General features: G+C 72.0%; 15 protein-coding genes and 1 tRNA gene. 9 read left to right on the top strand and 7 right to left on the bottom strand.

What is annotated here, in order from left to right; translation table 11 throughout:
• Positions 1-28 precede the first annotated feature (28 nt).
• Positions 29-187 carry a DUF5679 domain-containing protein gene (locus ETU37_RS23055; protein WP_165372388.1) on the bottom strand — a complete coding sequence of 53 codons (159 nt, stop codon included), beginning with the start codon at positions 185-187 and terminating at the stop codon, positions 29-31.
• A 311-nt stretch (positions 188-498) separates the two neighbouring features.
• Between ETU37_RS23055 and ETU37_RS03955 the strand changes: the two genes are divergently transcribed.
• The 3 genes from ETU37_RS03955 (at position 499) to ETU37_RS03945 (ending at position 3,327) form a co-directional block, all read left to right on the top strand.
• Positions 499-1,293, top strand: coding sequence for an enoyl-CoA hydratase/isomerase family protein (locus ETU37_RS03955; RefSeq protein WP_129985576.1), 795 nt, complete (start codon positions 499-501; stop codon positions 1,291-1,293).
• Between the two features lie 344 nt (positions 1,294-1,637).
• Positions 1,638-2,717: a PHP domain-containing protein gene (locus ETU37_RS03950; protein WP_240755538.1), complete on the top strand. Its 1,080-nt coding sequence runs from the start codon at positions 1,638-1,640 to the stop codon at positions 2,715-2,717.
• A 10-nt stretch (positions 2,718-2,727) separates the two neighbouring features.
• Positions 2,728-3,327, top strand: coding sequence for a M48 metallopeptidase family protein (locus ETU37_RS03945; RefSeq protein WP_129985574.1), 600 nt, complete (start codon positions 2,728-2,730; stop codon positions 3,325-3,327).
• 19 nt (positions 3,328-3,346) lie between these two features.
• Here ETU37_RS03945 and ETU37_RS03940 read toward each other — a convergent pair whose 3' ends face one another.
• Positions 3,347-3,895, bottom strand: coding sequence for an NUDIX hydrolase (locus ETU37_RS03940; protein ID WP_240755537.1), 549 nt, complete (start codon positions 3,893-3,895; stop codon positions 3,347-3,349).
• Positions 3,892-5,253, bottom strand: a complete 1,362-nt coding sequence (locus ETU37_RS03935) for a zinc-dependent metalloprotease (protein WP_129985573.1) — start codon at positions 5,251-5,253, stop codon at positions 3,892-3,894. Before ETU37_RS03935 ends, ETU37_RS03940 begins: the two co-directional genes overlap by 4 nt.
• Positions 5,254-5,297: 44 nt before the next feature.
• Between ETU37_RS03935 and ETU37_RS03930 the strand changes: the two genes are divergently transcribed.
• The 6 genes from ETU37_RS03930 to ETU37_RS03905 all read left to right on the top strand — a co-directional run bounded on the left by ETU37_RS03930 (position 5,298) and on the right by ETU37_RS03905 (position 10,975).
• Positions 5,298-5,729 carry a molybdenum cofactor biosynthesis protein MoaE gene (locus ETU37_RS03930; protein ID WP_129985572.1) on the top strand — a complete coding sequence of 144 codons (432 nt, stop codon included), beginning with the start codon at positions 5,298-5,300 and terminating at the stop codon, positions 5,727-5,729.
• A gap of 42 nt (positions 5,730-5,771) precedes the next feature.
• On the top strand, positions 5,772-6,026 hold the full coding sequence (locus ETU37_RS03925; protein ID WP_240755536.1) for a hypothetical protein: 255 nt from the start codon (positions 5,772-5,774) through the stop codon (positions 6,024-6,026).
• A gap of 70 nt (positions 6,027-6,096) precedes the next feature.
• Positions 6,097-7,161, top strand: a complete 1,065-nt coding sequence (locus ETU37_RS03920) for a YlbL family protein (RefSeq protein WP_129985571.1) — start codon at positions 6,097-6,099, stop codon at positions 7,159-7,161.
• Positions 7,158-7,739, top strand: a complete 582-nt coding sequence (locus ETU37_RS03915) for a PPA1309 family protein (RefSeq protein ID WP_129985570.1) — start codon at positions 7,158-7,160, stop codon at positions 7,737-7,739. Before ETU37_RS03920 ends, ETU37_RS03915 begins: the two co-directional genes overlap by 4 nt.
• A gap of 81 nt (positions 7,740-7,820) precedes the next feature.
• On the top strand, positions 7,821-10,838 hold the full coding sequence (locus tag ETU37_RS03910; protein ID WP_240755535.1) for a UPF0182 family membrane protein: 3,018 nt from the start codon (positions 7,821-7,823) through the stop codon (positions 10,836-10,838).
• Between the two features lie 63 nt (positions 10,839-10,901).
• Positions 10,902-10,975 (top strand) — tRNA-Met (locus tag ETU37_RS03905).
• A gap of 68 nt (positions 10,976-11,043) precedes the next feature.
• Here ETU37_RS03905 and ETU37_RS03900 read toward each other — a convergent pair.
• Genes ETU37_RS03900 through ETU37_RS03885 form a run of 4 tightly spaced genes read right to left on the bottom strand, consistent with a single transcriptional unit; the run spans position 11,044 to position 14,796 of the window.
• Positions 11,044-11,454 carry a (R)-mandelonitrile lyase gene (locus tag ETU37_RS03900; RefSeq protein ID WP_129985569.1) on the bottom strand — a complete coding sequence of 137 codons (411 nt, stop codon included), beginning with the start codon at positions 11,452-11,454 and terminating at the stop codon, positions 11,044-11,046.
• An 11-nt stretch (positions 11,455-11,465) separates the two neighbouring features.
• Complete coding sequence (locus ETU37_RS03895) at positions 11,466-12,344, bottom strand: aldo/keto reductase (protein WP_129985568.1); 879 nt, start codon at positions 12,342-12,344, stop codon at positions 11,466-11,468.
• Between the two features lie 5 nt (positions 12,345-12,349).
• The gene (locus ETU37_RS03890) at positions 12,350-13,753 is read right to left on the bottom strand and encodes an MFS transporter (RefSeq protein ID WP_129985567.1); all 1,404 of its coding nucleotides are present in this window, start codon (positions 13,751-13,753) and stop codon (positions 12,350-12,352) included.
• Positions 13,750-14,796 carry an alcohol dehydrogenase catalytic domain-containing protein gene (locus tag ETU37_RS03885; RefSeq protein WP_129985566.1) on the bottom strand — a complete coding sequence of 349 codons (1,047 nt, stop codon included), beginning with the start codon at positions 14,794-14,796 and terminating at the stop codon, positions 13,750-13,752. Before ETU37_RS03885 ends, ETU37_RS03890 begins: the two co-directional genes overlap by 4 nt.
• Positions 14,797-14,822 lie beyond the last annotated feature (26 nt).

Genomic DNA, 14,822 nt, shown 5'->3' with positions numbered 1-14,822 from the left:
CCGCCGCGCAGAAGTCAGAGTCGGCCGGTCAGACCTTGCCGAGGATGCGGTTGAGGTTCGTGCCGCAGACCGGGCAGACGGCCTTCGCCATGCGGGTGCCCTTGTCGTTGACCTTGACCTCGCCGGAAGCCTCGCGCTTCTCCTTGCACTTCACGCAGTAGAACTCGCCGCTCCAGGTCTCCGCCATGACGGCCTCCTTGCTGTTTCGTTGTATCGGTCGTTCGGCGGGGAGTCTTGTCGCCCCACTCCGACGGTCAGCGCCGTCCTGGTGGGCCGGGGAAGACCCGCCGTGGCCGTTCGGCCGTAGATGACCCTACGGCAGGCGGCGGTCACAAGCATGCTCGCAGCGCCCTCTCGCGGGCGTTTCACGCGTGATTCACGCTCAATCGTCGGCCGAAAAGCACCTTTTGAGCGTTTTGTCGGATTAGCCAGGCTGAGCGGCTGCGATCCTTCCCACACGACCGTCTCGCGGGCGCCGACCGCCGCTAGCCTCCGGCCATGACCGATCCGCGCCACCTCCGCGTCGACCGTCCGCACGACGGGGTCGTCCTGCTGACCCTCGACAACCCCGACCAGCGCAACGCGATGTCCGCGCCGATGACCGCCGCGTGGGAGGAGACGATCGGCGATCTCGCCGCCGATCTGTCCGTCCGCTGCGTCGTGGTGACCGGCGCCGGTACGGCGTTCTGCTCGGGCGGAGACACCACCTGGATCGCCGGCGAGCCCGACGCCGGCGTCGACCGGCTGCGCACCCGGATGCTCGCGTTCTACCGGGCCTGGCTGTCCGTCCGCCGCCTCGAGGTGCCGACGATCGCCGCGGTCAACGGGCACGCGATCGGGGCCGGGCTCTGCCTGGCGCTCGCCTGCGACATCCGGTACGCCGCCGCCGGCACCAAGCTGGGCGTCCCGTTCACCAAGCTCGGCATGCACGCCGGGATGGCCGCGACCCACCTGCTGCCGGACGTGGTGGGCCCGGCCGCCGCCCGCGACCTGCTGCTCACCGGCCGGGTGGTCGACGCCGACGAGGCGCTGCGCCTCGGACTGGTCTCCCGGGTCGCGGACGCCGACGGCTTCCTCGACGACGTCTTGGACACTGCCGCGCAGGTCGCGGCCACCGCCCCGATCGCGAGCCGGCTCACCAAGGTCGCGCTGCGCGACGGCGGGCACCGGGAGTTCGAGGCGGCGCTGCAGTGGGAGGCGCTCGCGCAGCCCGTCACGCTGGCCACCGCCGACCTGCAGGAGGGGATCGCGGCCTCCCGCGAGCGCCGCGCGCCGCGGTTCGCCGGCCGCTGAGACCCACCCGGACAGACAGAGAGAGGCCCTCCACCTCTCCGGCGCAGCGCTTGCCTTCCCCTTGCGAACGCTGTGCCGAATCGGCCGAGGGCCTCATCTGCGCCCGACCCTAGGGGCGCCGTCGCGGCGGGGTCAACGCGGACGGCGCGCCCCCTGTGGACACAGGTGGGGAATGCCTGTGGACGACGTTGCACAGGCTGTGGAAGAACCTGGGGATGACGGTGCACGAGCCTGTGGGGGACACGCCCGGGCGGCGTACCGTCGGGCCTGCTGACCAGCCAGGATGGTCACCCCCAGGGTGTGGAGAGAAAGAAACCGTAGAAAGTCGAGGACCGGTGAGCCCCGTGCCGTCTCCAAGGCCGTCGATCAGGCCCCCGCTCGAGCCCCCGCTGGACCCGGTGCACGCCCTGCGCCGGATCGCGTTCCTGATGGAGCGCCGGCTGGAGGACAGCTACCGGATCAAGGCCTACCGCGGCGCCGTCGCCGCCCTGCTCTCCTGCGCGCCCGGCGAGGTCGAGGAGCGGGCCCGGGCGGGCACCCTCAAGGAGCTGAGCGGCATCGGCGCCAAGACCGCGTCGGTCGTCACCGACTGCGTCGAGGGCCGGGTGCCCGAGACGCTCGCGAAGCTCGAGGAGCGCGCCGGCCCGCTCGCGCCCGGCGGCGGTGACGTCCGGGCGGCGCTGCGCGGCGACCTTCACACACACTCCGACTGGTCCGACGGCGGCTCGCCGATCGAGGAGATGGTGATGACGGCCTCGGAGGTCGGGCACGAGTACGTCGTCCTCACCGACCACTCACCGCGGCTGACCGTCGCCAACGGCCTGTCGGTCGCGCGGCTCAGGCGGCAGAAGGAGGTCGTCGCCGCCGTCAACGAGCACCTCGGCGACGCGACCGACGGCGGGATCCGGCTGCTGCACGGCATCGAGGTCGACATCCTCGACGACGGCGCCCTCGACCAGACCGACGAGATGCTTGCCGGGCTCGACGTCGTCGTCGCCTCCGTGCACTCCAAGCTCAAGATGGAGCCCCGGGCGATGACCCGCCGGATGGTCGCCGCCGTCCGGCACCCCGAGACCAACGTGCTGGGCCACTGCACCGGCCGGCTGATCATGGGCGGGCGCGGCACCCGGCCGCAGAGCCAGTTCGACGCCGATGCCGTGTTCGCCGCCTGCGCGGAGGAGGCCGTCGCCGTCGAGATCAACTCCCGCCCCGAGCGCCGCGACCCGCCCGACGAGCTGATCGCGAAGGCGCTGGACGCCGGCTGCCTGTTCTCGGTCGACTCCGACGCGCACGCGCCGGGCCAGCTCGACTTCCTCACGTACGGCGCCGAACGGGTCGAGGAGCTCGGCATCCCCCTCGACCGGGTCGTCAACACGTGGCCTCTCGACCGGCTTCTGGCCTGGGCCGGGGGTGCCAGCAGGTAGCGTGCAGGGCATGACCAGCGCGCCGGCCACCGGGGACGAGCCGGTGGTCGAGGTGCGCAGGTCGCGCCGTCGGCGCCGCACCGTCGCCGCCTACCGGGAGGACGAGAAGGTCGTCGTGCTGATCCCGGCGCGGATGACCCGCGCCGAGGAGAAGGAGTGGGTCGCCACCATGCTGGCCCGCCTCGAGAAGCAGGAGAAGCGGCGCAAGCCCAGCGACGCCGGCCTGATGAAGCGGGCTCGCGAGCTCAACACCCGCTACCTCGACGGTGTCGCGACCCCGGCCACGGTCCGGTGGGTCGACAACCAGAACTCCCGCTGGGGCTCCTGCACCCCGGCCGACCGGGCGATCCGGTTGTCCCGCCGGCTCGAGGGGATGCCGGCGTGGGTGCTCGACTACGTGCTCGTGCACGAGCTGGCGCACCTGATCGAGATCGGCCACACCCCGGCGTTCTGGGAGCTGGTCGACCAGTACCCCCGGGCCGAGCGTGCCAAGGGCTTCCTCGAGGGCGTCGCCGCGGCCAGCCAGCTCGGCATCATCCCGGGCCAGCTGGGCCAGCCCGACTGCTCGCCCGAGGGCGCGGCCGCGATGGCCGCCGACGACGTCGACTAGAGGATCTGCCGAGCGCCTCCTAGCCGAACAGCCGCTCCCGCGCGCTCCGGATCAGCGTGCGCATCTCGTCCTCGACCTCCGGCAGGCCGTCGATCGGCCACCACCGCACGTCGAGCGACTCGTGACTGGCCGCGTGGCCGGCGTCCGCGGCGGCCACGGCGGCGTACCTCACGTCGAGGTGCCGAACGTCGCCGCGCCGGTCGCAGAAGCCGACCGTGTGCACGTCGAGGTGCACCGGTACGTCGTCGAACCGCAGGCTGTCCAGGCCGGACTCCTCGCGCGCCTCGCGCAGGGCCGCGTCGGCGAGCCGCCGGTCGCTGTCCTCGACGTGCCCGCCGAACGCGAACCAGCGCCGCGCCTTGCGGTGCAGGTTGAGCAGCGCGGCCCCGCCGTCGTCGGAGAGCACGATCGTGCCCGCGGTCAGGTGGTCGGGAAAGCACGTGCGGCGAGCGCCGTCCGGGTGCCGCTCCAGGTGCGCGACGTACATCGCGCGCAGCCGCTCCTGCTCCTCGTCTGGCGCCTGCCACCGGCGCAGCGTGGCCAGGGCGTCGGCGTGCAGCCGGGTCACTTCTCCGGGGACTCCTCGTCGGGTTCCTCGTCGGACGCGTCGTCGGACGTGCCGTCGAGCAGGTCGGCGAGCGCCTGGTCGAACTCCGCCTCGGTGAGCGCCTCGGGCTCGGACAGCCCCTCGCGGAAGCCGAGCGGGTCGTCGAGGTCGGCCGCCGTCGGCAGCAGGTCGGGGTGTGCCCACACCGCGTCGCGGCCCTGCTGACCCTGCCGCGAGCGCAGCGAGCCCCACAGCGCCGACGCGTCGCGCAGCCGTCGCGGCCGGAGCTCGAGCCCGACCAGGGCGGCGAAGGTCGACTCCGCCGGGCCGCCGGCCGCGCGGCGGCGGCGTACCGCCTCCTGCAGCTTGCCCGCCGCCGGCATCCGGTCCTCGGTGGCCTGGCCGACGACGTCGTCGACCCAGCCCTCGACGAGCGCGAGCGTGGTCTCCAGCCGGGTGAGCGCGGCCTGCTGGGCCGGGGTCTTCTCCGGCTCGAACAGCCCGCCCTCGAGGGCCTCCTGCAGCGCGGCGGGGTTCATCGGGTCGATGCCGCGCACCGACTCCTCGATCTTGGACACGTCGATCGTGGTGCCGCGGCCGTAGTCCTCGACGGCGGCGAGCAGGTGCGCGCGCAGCCACGGCACGTGGCCGAACAGGCGCTGGTGCGCCGCCTCGCGGAGCGCGAGGTAGAGCAGCACGTCCTCCGCGCTGACGTCCAGGCCGTCGGCGAACGCCGCGACGTTGGCGGGCAGCAGGGCGGCCTTGCCGCCGGGGCCGAGGGGGAGGCCGATGTCGGACGCGGTCAGCACCTCGGTGGCGAGCCCGCCCAGCGCCTGGCCGACCTGGGTGCCGAACATGGCACCACCGGCCTGGTTGAGGATGCCCATGATCGGACCGGCCATCTGCTTGGCCTCCTCGGGCAGGGCGTTGCCCATCGCGGAGACGACGTGCTCGGCGACGGGCTCGACCAGCCGGCGCCAGACCTCGATGGTCTCCTCGACCCACTCCGCGCGGCTCCAGGCCGCGGACGTGCTGACGCCCGAGGGCAGGTCGGTGGCGGAGTCGAGCCAGTGGTCGGCGAGCTGCAGCGCGTCGGCGATCGCGGACCGCTGCCGGTCGGACGGCGTCGGGTCGGGCTCGGCGGCGACCGTGCGGCGCGCGACGTCCTTGGCGAGGTTCCAGTTCACCGAGCCGTCGTGCGGCTGCATCATCGCCTGCATCTGCTGGATCAGCGCGCCGAGGTCGGGCATCTGCCCGCCACCCTGGCCCGGGGTGCCGCCGCCGAACGCGCCCCCGAAGGCCTGGAACATCTGCTCGAACGGGGTCCCCTTGAACGGGTTGTCGTCGTCGCCGGGGCGGTCGCCGGGCTCGTTGCTCATGCCACCAACGTACTCGGGGACGCCCAAGTCGTAGGCTCGCCCGCGTGACGGTTCTTCCCGTGGTGCGGCTGTGCGACATCCGCGAGACCGCGCTCGACGTGCAGGAGGTGGTCGCGGCCCTGGCCGACGACGCCTCCGGCGGGTTGACGCTGTTCGTGGGCGCCGTGCGCGACCACGACGGCGGCAAGGACGTGACCGGGCTGGAGTACTCCGCCCACCCGAGCGCGCTCGACCGGCTGCGGGACGTGTGCGACGAGGTGGCGGAGGAGTACGGCGTCCGCGCGCTCGCGGCGGTGCACCGCACCGGCACCCTGCGGATCGGCGACGCCGCGGTGATCGTGGCCACCGCGACGGCCCACCGCGGCGACGCCTTCGAGGCGTCGCGGGCGCTGATCGACCGGCTGAAGCAGACCGTGCCGATCTGGAAGCACCAGGTGTTCGCCGACGGCACCGACGAGTGGGTCGGCACGCCGTAGCGGTTCCCGCACGCCCGGGCTCGGGCTCCGTAGCCTGGTGCGGTGGAGATCCTGGCCTGGCTGGTGCCCGCGGGCGTGGTCACCGTCGTCGCGATGCTGTGGGCGGCGTGGGCCGGTCGGCCGCGTCCCGACGACCGCGCCGTGCAGGCGCAGCGTCGCGACGCCGACCACGAGAAGCTCGCCCGGGCCATCGCCCGAGAGCACCCCGGCGCGTCCAAGCCGCGTCCCGCTCCGGTGCGCGACCGCAGCACCGGGATCGCCGTACGCCCGTCACGTCAGCAGCGCCGCGCGTCCTGAACCGTCACGAAACGGCCTCTGACCTGCCCTGAAGCCCGCCCGCGTTGGGTGGCAATGAGAGGGTGTCCGCATGACTCGCCGCACCGTCTCCAGCGTGGTGGTGGTCGTGCTGCTCGTCGCACTGATCGGTGCCGCGGCGTTCCTCCCGGTGCCCTACGTCACGATGAGCCCGGGCCCGACGGTCGACGTGCTGGCGAAGTACGACGGTGACCAGGTCATCGAGGTGGACGGCCACAAGACCTTCCAGACCGAGGGCGACCTGCGGCTCACGACGGTCTCGGTGACCAGCCCCAACGTCGAGATCAACCTGCTGGAGGCGCTGTCGGCGTGGTTCGACGGCACCCGCGCGGTCTACCCGCGTGACGTGATCTACCCGCCGGAGCAGACCGTCGACGACGTGCGGCGCGAGAGCAGCGTGCAGATGGTGTCGTCGCAGGACACCGCGATCGCCGTGGCGATGCACGAGCTCGGGTACGACCTGCCGCTGCTGACCGAGGTGCTCGGCGTCACCAAGGGGTCGCCGGCCGACGGCAAGCTGCAGCCGCGTGACTACCTCCTCGAGGTCAACGGCGTGAAGATCGACGACGTCGCCAAGGTGTCCAAGGCGATCCAGCAGACCGGCGTGGGGGAGACCGCCGAGTTCGTGGTCCGCCGCGACGGCGAGCGCAAGACCGTGCAGGTCCAGGCCGAGGCCGCGCCAGACGACCCGAACCGCGCCGTCGTGGGCGTCGAGATCGGGACCGGCTACGACTTCCCGTTCGACGTGAAGGTGCACATCGACGAGGACATCGGCGGCCCCAGCGCCGGGCTGATCTTCTCGCTCGCCGTCTACGACACCCTCACCCCGGGCTCGCTCACCGGCGGCAACGACATCGCGGGCACCGGCAGCATCGACGGCGACGGCAACGTCGGGCCGATCGGCGGCATCCAGCAGAAGATCGTGGCGGCCGCCGACGCCGGCGCCAAGGTGTTCCTGGTGCCCGCCGCAAACTGCCAGGCCGCGCTCGGCGCCGACGTCCGCGAGGGCGAGATCGAGCTGGTGCGCACCGCGACGATGCACGAGGCCGTGCAGTCGCTCGAGAAGTACGCCGACAACCCGGACGCCGACCTGCCGAGCTGCGAGGGCGCCGCATGAGCGACCACCCGTTCGACGCCCTGCCGGACGCCACCCCCGGACCCGACCCGGACGCCGCGGCCGTCGACCCGCACCTGCGCTCCGCCGCGCTCGAGATCGAGGCGCACGCCGCCGAGGCCGGCTGGGACCAGGGCTCGCGGCTGTTCGCGCTCGTGCCGACCGGCGACCTGCTCGCCCGCGAGCCCGGGCTGGCCGAGGCGCTCGGCGTCGACGCCGCCGCCGAGGGGGCGCTGACACCCGTGGAGCAGGACACCCTGCCGCCCGACCGGGCGCTGGAGGACGTCCTCGACGGGATCATGTGGCCGGCCGAGGTGTTCGGGTGCGCCGCCGTGGTCGAGCGGCTGGTGCTGCCGCCCTCGGCCGACGACGAGATGCCCGAGGACGCCGCGGCCGCCCAGGAGTACGCCGCCGCGCACCCTGACCGCCAGGAGGTGCGCCTGGTCGCCGCGGTCACCCGGGACGGGTCGACGTACTGCACGCTGCGGATGCGCGCCCACGACGACGACGCGTCCGTGCTGGAGGGCACCGACCTGGTGCCCGGCCTTCTAGAGTTGCTGCACGGCACGCTCGAGCAGTGACGCGAGGAACCATCGGGGCCCGATGTCCGTAGGAACTTATGAGCCGAGTCATACCCGGGCGACAGGAACAGTGAGCGACTTGTGAGCGGATTCTTCGAGGACCCACCCCAGCAGCCGCGCAGGCCCGTGCCCGCGCCGCAGCCGCAGCGCTCGCGCGCGCTGGTGGGCACGGCGGTCATCCTGGTCGCGGCGTTCTTCCTCGCGTCGGTGTTCACCGGGATCTGGACCGACCGGCTGTGGTTCGGCAGCGTCGGCTACTCCGAGGTGTTCAACACGATGCTCGGCACCCGGGTGCTGCTGTTCATCGTGTCCGGCGCGGTCCTCTCGCTGCTCGTCACGGCCAACATCGCGATCGCCTACCGGTTCCGGCCGGTCTTCCGGCCCGCCTCGCAGGAGCAGGTCAACCTCGACCGCTACCGCGAGGTCGTCGAGCCGATGCGCCGCTGGCTGCTGATCGGGGTCGCGCTGGTCCTCGCGATCTTCGCCGGCAGCTCGGGCTCGGGGCAGTGGCGGCAGTTCCTGCTCTGGCGCAACCAGGAGCCGTTCGGCAAGACCGACCCCTACTTCAGCAAGGACGTCGGCTTCTACGTCTTCCAGCTGCCCTGGCTGCACTACCTCGTCGACTTCGGCATGGCGATCATCGTGCTCAGCGTGATCGCCGCCGCGATCACCCACTACCTGTTCGGCGGGATCCGGCTGCAGGCACGCCACGACAAGCTGTCCGGCGCCGCGCAGGTGCACCTGTCGGTGCTGCTCGGCCTCTTCGTGCTGCTCAAGGCGGTCGACTACTGGCTGGACCGGTTCGACCTGACCACCGCGGGCGGCGGGCTGTTCACGGGCATGGGCTACACCGACCAGAACGCCGTGCTGCCGTCGAAGAACATCCTGATGTTCATCGCGCTGATCTGCGCGCTGCTGTTCTTCGCCAACGTGCTCCGCCGCACCTGGATGCTGCCGTCGATCGGCCTGGCGCTGCTGGTGCTGTCGGCGGTGCTGCTCGGCGCGATCTGGCCGGGAATCGTCCAGCAGTTCCAGGTCCGTCCGTCCGAGCCGGACCGCGAGCGGCCCTACATCAAGCGCAACATCGAGGCCACCCGCGCGGCCTACGACGTAGAGGACGCCGAGGTCACGACGTACAACGCCAACCTGTCGCTGTCGCCGGAGCAGCTGCGCACCGACGCCGCCTCGATCCCCGGTATCCGGCTGATCGACCCGAGCCTGGTGTCCGACACGTTCGAGCAGCTGCAGCAGGTGCGTGGCTACTACGCGGTGAGCGACGTGCTCGACGTCGACCGCTACCAGCTGGACGGCCAGACGCGCGACGTCGTGGTCGCCGCCCGTGAGCTGGAGCAGAGCGGCCTCGAGGAGTCGCAGCGCAACTGGGCCAACCTGCACACCGTCTACACCCACGGCTACGGCCTGGTGGCGGCCTACGGCAACCAGCGCGACGCCGAGGACAACCCCGTCACCAACACCGACGGCCGCCCGGTCTGGGCCGAGCGCGACATCCCGCCTGCAGGTGAGCTGACCGCCCTGGACGAGGGCTACGAGCCGCGGATCTACTTCGGCGAGCGCAGCCCGCAGTACTCCATCGTCGGCAAGCCCGATGACGGCCGCGACGTCGAGCTCGACATCCCGGAGGGGAGCGGCGGCGACCAGCCGACGACGAACACCTACGACGGCTCGGCCGGCGTGCCGATCGGCGGCCTGTTCAACAAGCTGCTCTACGCGGTGAAGTTCTCCGAGCCCAACATCGTGCTGTCCAGCCGGGTCAACGAGAACTCCAAGATCCTCTACGAGCGCAACCCGCGTGACCGCGTCCAGAAGGTCGCGCCGTGGCTGACCGTCGACGGCGACATCTACCCGTCGGTCGTCGACGGCCGCGTGGTGTGGATCGTCGACGGCTACACGACGACCGACCAGTACCCGAACGCGCAGAAGGACTCGCTGTCGGACATGACGGCCGACGCGCTCCAGCCGCGGACGGCGTACTCCACGCTGCCGACCGACGAGATCAACTACATGCGCAACTCCGTCAAGGCGGTCGTCGACGCGTACGACGGCACGGTGACGCTCTACGAGTGGGACCGCGACCCGATCCTCGACGCGTGGTCCAGCGCGTTCCCGGGAGTCGTGAAGCCGCGCTCGGAGATCCCACCCCAGCTGCTCGACCACTTGCGCTACCCCGAGGACCTGTTCAAGGTGCAGCGGCAGATCCTGGCGACGTACCACGTGCAGGACCCGAAGACCTTCTACGGCGGCACTGACCGCTGGGAGGTCCCGCAGGACCCGGAGATCAAGGAGAACAAGCAACCGCCGTACCGTCTCTCGGTGAAGACCCCGTCGGGCACGGACGAGCCGGTGTTCTCGCTGACGTCGGTGTTCGTGCCGCAGGAGCGGCAGAACCTCGCGTCGTTCATCTCCGTCGACTCCGACGCCGCGCGTGACGACTACGGCACGATCCGCATCCTGCGGCTGCCGTCCAACACGCAGGTGCCCGGCCCGTCGCAGATCGCCAACACCTTCGCCTCCGACCAGGAGATCCAGGACCGCCTGCTGGCGTTCACGCGGACCAACTCGCGGGCGCTGTACGGCAACCTGCTGACCCTGCCGGTCGGCGACGGACTGCTCTACGTGCAGCCGCTGTACACGCTGCGCGAGTCCGGCGAGGGCCGTTACCCGGTTCTGCGCTACGTCCTGGTCTCGTTCGGCGACGACGTCGGCATCGGACCCACGCTGACCGCGGCGCTCGACGACGTCCTCGGCATCACCTCGCCCGTCGACTCGGTCGTCCCGGGCGAATCGACGCCGCCCGACACCACGGGACCCGGCACCGGCGGCGGCCAGGTCAGCGGCGACGTCCGCTCGCTGCTCGAGCAGGCCGAGAAGAAGTTCCAGGAGGCCGAGAAGGCGCTGCAGGACGGCGACCTGGCCGGGTACGCCGCCGCCAGCGAGGCCGCACGTCAGCTGGTCGAGCAGGCGCTCGAGGCGGCCGGCCAGGACACCGGCGGCGGCAACGCCGGCGGTGACAGCGGCGGCTCGGGCGGTGGATCCGGTGGCGGCAGCGGCAACGAGGAGAACCCGCCCGCCAACGGGTGAGCCTCGTCACCGGCATCCGATTTGGAACCGCTCGCGACCGTCCCGTAAGGTGGTGTTCACCGACGCGGGGTGGAGCAGCTCGGTAGCTCGCTGGGCTCATAACCCAGAGGTCGCAGGTTCAAATCCTGCCCCCGCTACAGAAGCCGAAGGGCCCTCACAGTCTGACTGTGAGGGCCCTTCGCACGTGCGCAACCTTCTCCGCCGGCTAACCGCGGGCGAGCAGATCCGCGGTCACCGTCGCGGCGGCGTACTCCGCGTCGGTGACGGGGTCGCCCCAGGTCGCGTCGTCGTCCTCCCACATGGCCAGGTGGCTCATGAAGTGGTCGGGGAGGGCGCCGTGCCAGTGCTGCTCGCCGGGTGGTGTGTGCACGGTGTCGCCGGGACGCATGATGATCACCCTCTCGCGGGTGGCGACGACGCCGATGCCGTCGGTGACGTGCAGGGTCTGGCCGAGGCTGTGGCTGTGCCATGCGGTGCGGGCGCACGGCGCGAACCGCACCAGGTTGACGCGGATCCGGGACTCGTCGTCGCCGCGGGCGATGACGTCGAAGTGCACGCCGCCGGTGAACAGCTCGGCCGGTCCGGCGGTGGTGGGTCGTGGTGGAAGGAGCTCCATGATCTGGCCTCTCAGGCTTCGGGGATGGCGCGCCCGAAGGACTCGAGCGTGATGGCGGTGGGCTCGGGGCCGCCGCGGCGGCCGGTGTCGAGCGCGTCGATGGTGGCGAGCTCGTCCTCGGTGAGGGCGAAGTCGAAGACGTCGATGTTCTCGGCGATCCGGGCGGGAGTGACGGACTTGGGGATCACCTGGCGACCCTGCTGAAGGTGCCAGCGCAGCATCACCTGCGCCGGGCTCTTGCGATGGGCCGCCGCGATCGCGCCGATGCTCGGGTCGTCGAGGGTCGAGTGGTGGCCGGAGTCGCGGTAGAACGTGATTCCGCCCAGCGGCGACCACGCCTGGTTCACGATGCCGCGCGCGTCGTCATACGCGAGCAGCGCGGACTGGCGGAAGTACGGATGCACCTCGATCTGGTTCACCGCAGGCACCACCGTCGTCGCATCCATCAGCAGGCCGAGCTGCTCGGGCATGAAGTTGCTGACCCCGATCGCCCGGACGCGGCCGTCGCCGAGCAGCGTCTCCATGGCGCGGTACGCGTCGATGGTGAGGTCGAACCGGCTGGGCAGCGGCTGGTGCAGGATCAGCAGGTCGAGCTGCTCGAGCCCGAGCTTGCCGGCGCTCTTGTCGAACGCGTGCAGGGCGGCGTCGTACCCGTAGTCGCTGATCCACACCTTGGTCTCGACGAACACCTCGGCTCGGGCCAGTCCGGAGGCGGCAATCGCCTCGCCGACCTGGCGTTCGTTGCCGTACGCCGCCGCCGTGTCGACGTGCCGGTAGCCGAGAGCGAGCGCCGCGTCGACGGCGGCGCGGGTCTCGTCCGGCGGCGTCTGGAAGACGCCGAAGCCGAGCGCCGGCATCGCGACTCCGTTGTTGAGCGTGATGGTCTGCATGTCGATCACCTTTCGGTTGCGGTCGCGAGGGGGCGAGCGGGTGCGGGCGCGCTGCGGCGGGTTGCCGGGACGATCCCGGCCATGACGACGACCAGGCAGCCGGCCAGCAGACCGGCGCCCCAGGTCAGGGCGACGCCGACGCGCGCGGTCAGGTCGCCCGCGTCGGCGGACACGGCGACCAGCAGTGCCAAGCCGAGCGCCATGCCGAGCTGGTGGGAGGTGTTGACCACGCCGCTGGCCGCGCCGGCGTCCTCGCTGCGCACGCCGACGATGCCGAAGCTCGTGAGCGGCGCGAACGCGAGGCCCTGGCCGGCGCCGATCAACACCATGGGCGGCGCGACCGCCGCCAGGTAGGTGCTCGTCGCGTCGAACCGGGACAGCCACGCCATTCCGAGGAGGGTCAGCACCACGCCCACGACGAGGACCGGCGCCTCGCCGTACCGTCGCGCGATGCGCGGAAGTGCCGTCGCCACGGCGAAGTTGACCACCGTCATCGGCAGGAATCCCGCGCCCGCCTCGAAGGGGGAGAACCCGAGTGCATCCTGCATCAGCAGACTGGTGAAGTAGAAGAAGCCGATCATCGCGCCGAGGTAGAGCGCCCGCGCCGCGTAGGCGCTGCTGCGGCGGCGGTCGCGGAACAGCCGCAGCGGCATGACCGGTTCGGCGGCCCGAGCCTCGTTGCGGACCAGCGCGACGAGGCCGACTGCCGCGAGCGACAGCGCCAAGAGCACGACCGGATCGTCCCACCCGCGGTCTCCGGCCTCCAGGATGCCGAACACCAGGCTGCCGACCACGCTGACGGTGCCGAACGCACCCGCGAGATCGAAGCGGCCCGGTCGGGGTTGCGTTGTCGGGAGGTAGCGCGGCGCCAGGACCGCCATCGCGATCCCGATCGGCACGTTGACGAAGAAGCCTGCTCGCCAGGAGATCCACTCGGCGGCGGCACCTCCGACCAGCATCCCGAGACTCGCGCCGATGCCGGCCGTCGCGGCGTACCACGCCACCGCGCGGGAGCGCGCCTCTCCCTCGGCGAAGCTCGCGGTCAGCAGCGCGAGGGAGGACGGCGCGACGATCGCGGCACCCACTCCCTGGAGCGCGCGACCCGCGATCAGCCACCACCCGGCCGGCGCGACGCCGATCAGGAACGACGCGGTCACGAAGACCAGCAGGCCGACGACGAACACGGGCCGCCGGCCGAGCAGGTCGCCCAGCCGCGCACCGAGCAGCAGCAGCCCGCCGAAGACCAGCGTGTACGCGTCCTGCACCCAGGAGAGCCCGGTCGGCCCGAGGTCGAGCGAGGTCGCGATGCTGGGGAGCGCGGTGAAGATGACCGAGTTGTCGAGCAGGATCAGGAAGTAGCTGACGAGGACGATCGCCAGGATCGCGCGCGGGTGGGCCGGACCGCTCACGGCGTGACCATGACCTTCAGGGCCTCGCGGGCGTCCATCGCGTCGTAGCCCTTCGGGGTGTCGTCGAGGCCGATGGTGCGGTCGAAGACGAGCCCCGGCCGGACGCCCCCGTCGAGGACGCCGGGCAGCAACCGCTCGACGTAGTCCCGCACCGGCGCCGGCCCGCCCGTCAGCGTGACGTTGGGCCCGAAGACCGGCCACCCGATCGTGGCCTCGGCGTACTGCGGGACTCCGACGCGGCTGATCACCCCGCCCGGCCGGACCACGCCGACGGCCTGGTCGTACGCCGGCCGGTGGCCGACGGCCTCGAGCACGATCGCGCTGCCGCCGGCGGTGAGGTCACGCACCTTCGCGACGCCCTCTTCGCCCCGCTCCGGCACGACGTGCGTCGCGCCGAACTCCCGGCCGAGGTCGGTCCGGGCCCGGTGCCGGCCCATCAGCACGATCTGCTCGGCGCCGAGCTGCCTGGCCGAGAGGACGGCCAGCAGGCCGACCGCGCCGTCGCCGATCACCGTGACCGTGCTGCCCGGCGTCACGCCGCCGCGGGCGGCGGCGTGCCAGCCGGTGCCGTACACGTCGGAGAGGGTGAGGAGCGAGGCCAGAAGGTCGTCGTCGGCGTCCTCCCCGATCCCGGGTACGGCGACCAGGGTGCCGTCGGCCAGCGGCGCCCGCACCGCCTCGGCCTGGCCGCCACCGGTGCCCAGTACGGTGTCGTTCCAGAAGCCGCCGCGCTCGCAGGACGTCTGCAGGCCGGCACGGCAGAACTCACACTCGCCGCAGGACACGGCGAACGGGGCGATCACGAAGTCTCCCGGCGCGACGGTCCGCACCTCGCTGCCGACGTCGGTCACGATGCCGACGAACTCGTGGCCCATCGTGGCGCCGTGCTCGGCGACGGGCATGGTGTGGAAGGGGTGCAGGTCCGAGCCGCAGATGCAGGAGCGGACCACGCGCACGATGGCGTCGGTGGACTCGCGGATGGTCGGGTCGGGGACGGTCTCCACGCGGACGTCACCCGCGCCGTACATGAGGGTTGCTCGCATGCCTCCATCACACGCCGGATGGCGCG

The organism is Nocardioides iriomotensis (genome assembly GCF_004168035.1).
In the GTDB taxonomy this organism is placed as follows: domain Bacteria; phylum Actinomycetota; class Actinomycetes; order Propionibacteriales; family Nocardioidaceae; genus Nocardioides_B; species Nocardioides_B iriomotensis.
Note: the sequence above shows the minus strand (reverse complement) of the source record. Positions and strands in the feature narration are given on the sequence as shown.

Bases quoted from the DNA above. Each gene is read 5' to 3' on its own strand.
- ETU37_RS03895 (WP_129985568.1), bottom strand. From the start codon at position 12,344: ATGCAGACCATCACGCTCAACAACGGAGTCGCGATGCCGGCGCTCGGC.
- ETU37_RS23055 (WP_165372388.1), bottom strand. From the start codon at position 187: ATGGCGGAGACCTGGAGCGGCGAGTTCTACTGCGTGAAGTGCAAGGAG.
- ETU37_RS03955 (WP_129985576.1), top strand. From the start codon at position 499: ATGACCGATCCGCGCCACCTCCGCGTCGACCGTCCGCACGACGGGGTC.
- ETU37_RS03935 (WP_129985573.1), bottom strand. From the start codon at position 5,253: ATGAGCAACGAGCCCGGCGACCGCCCCGGCGACGACGACAACCCGTTC.
- ETU37_RS03920 (WP_129985571.1), top strand. From the start codon at position 6,097: ATGACTCGCCGCACCGTCTCCAGCGTGGTGGTGGTCGTGCTGCTCGTC.
- ETU37_RS03945 (WP_129985574.1), top strand. From the start codon at position 2,728: ATGACCAGCGCGCCGGCCACCGGGGACGAGCCGGTGGTCGAGGTGCGC.
- ETU37_RS03915 (WP_129985570.1), top strand. From the start codon at position 7,158: ATGAGCGACCACCCGTTCGACGCCCTGCCGGACGCCACCCCCGGACCC.
- ETU37_RS03885 (WP_129985566.1), bottom strand. From the start codon at position 14,796: ATGCGAGCAACCCTCATGTACGGCGCGGGTGACGTCCGCGTGGAGACC.
- ETU37_RS03900 (WP_129985569.1), bottom strand. From the start codon at position 11,454: ATGGAGCTCCTTCCACCACGACCCACCACCGCCGGACCGGCCGAGCTG.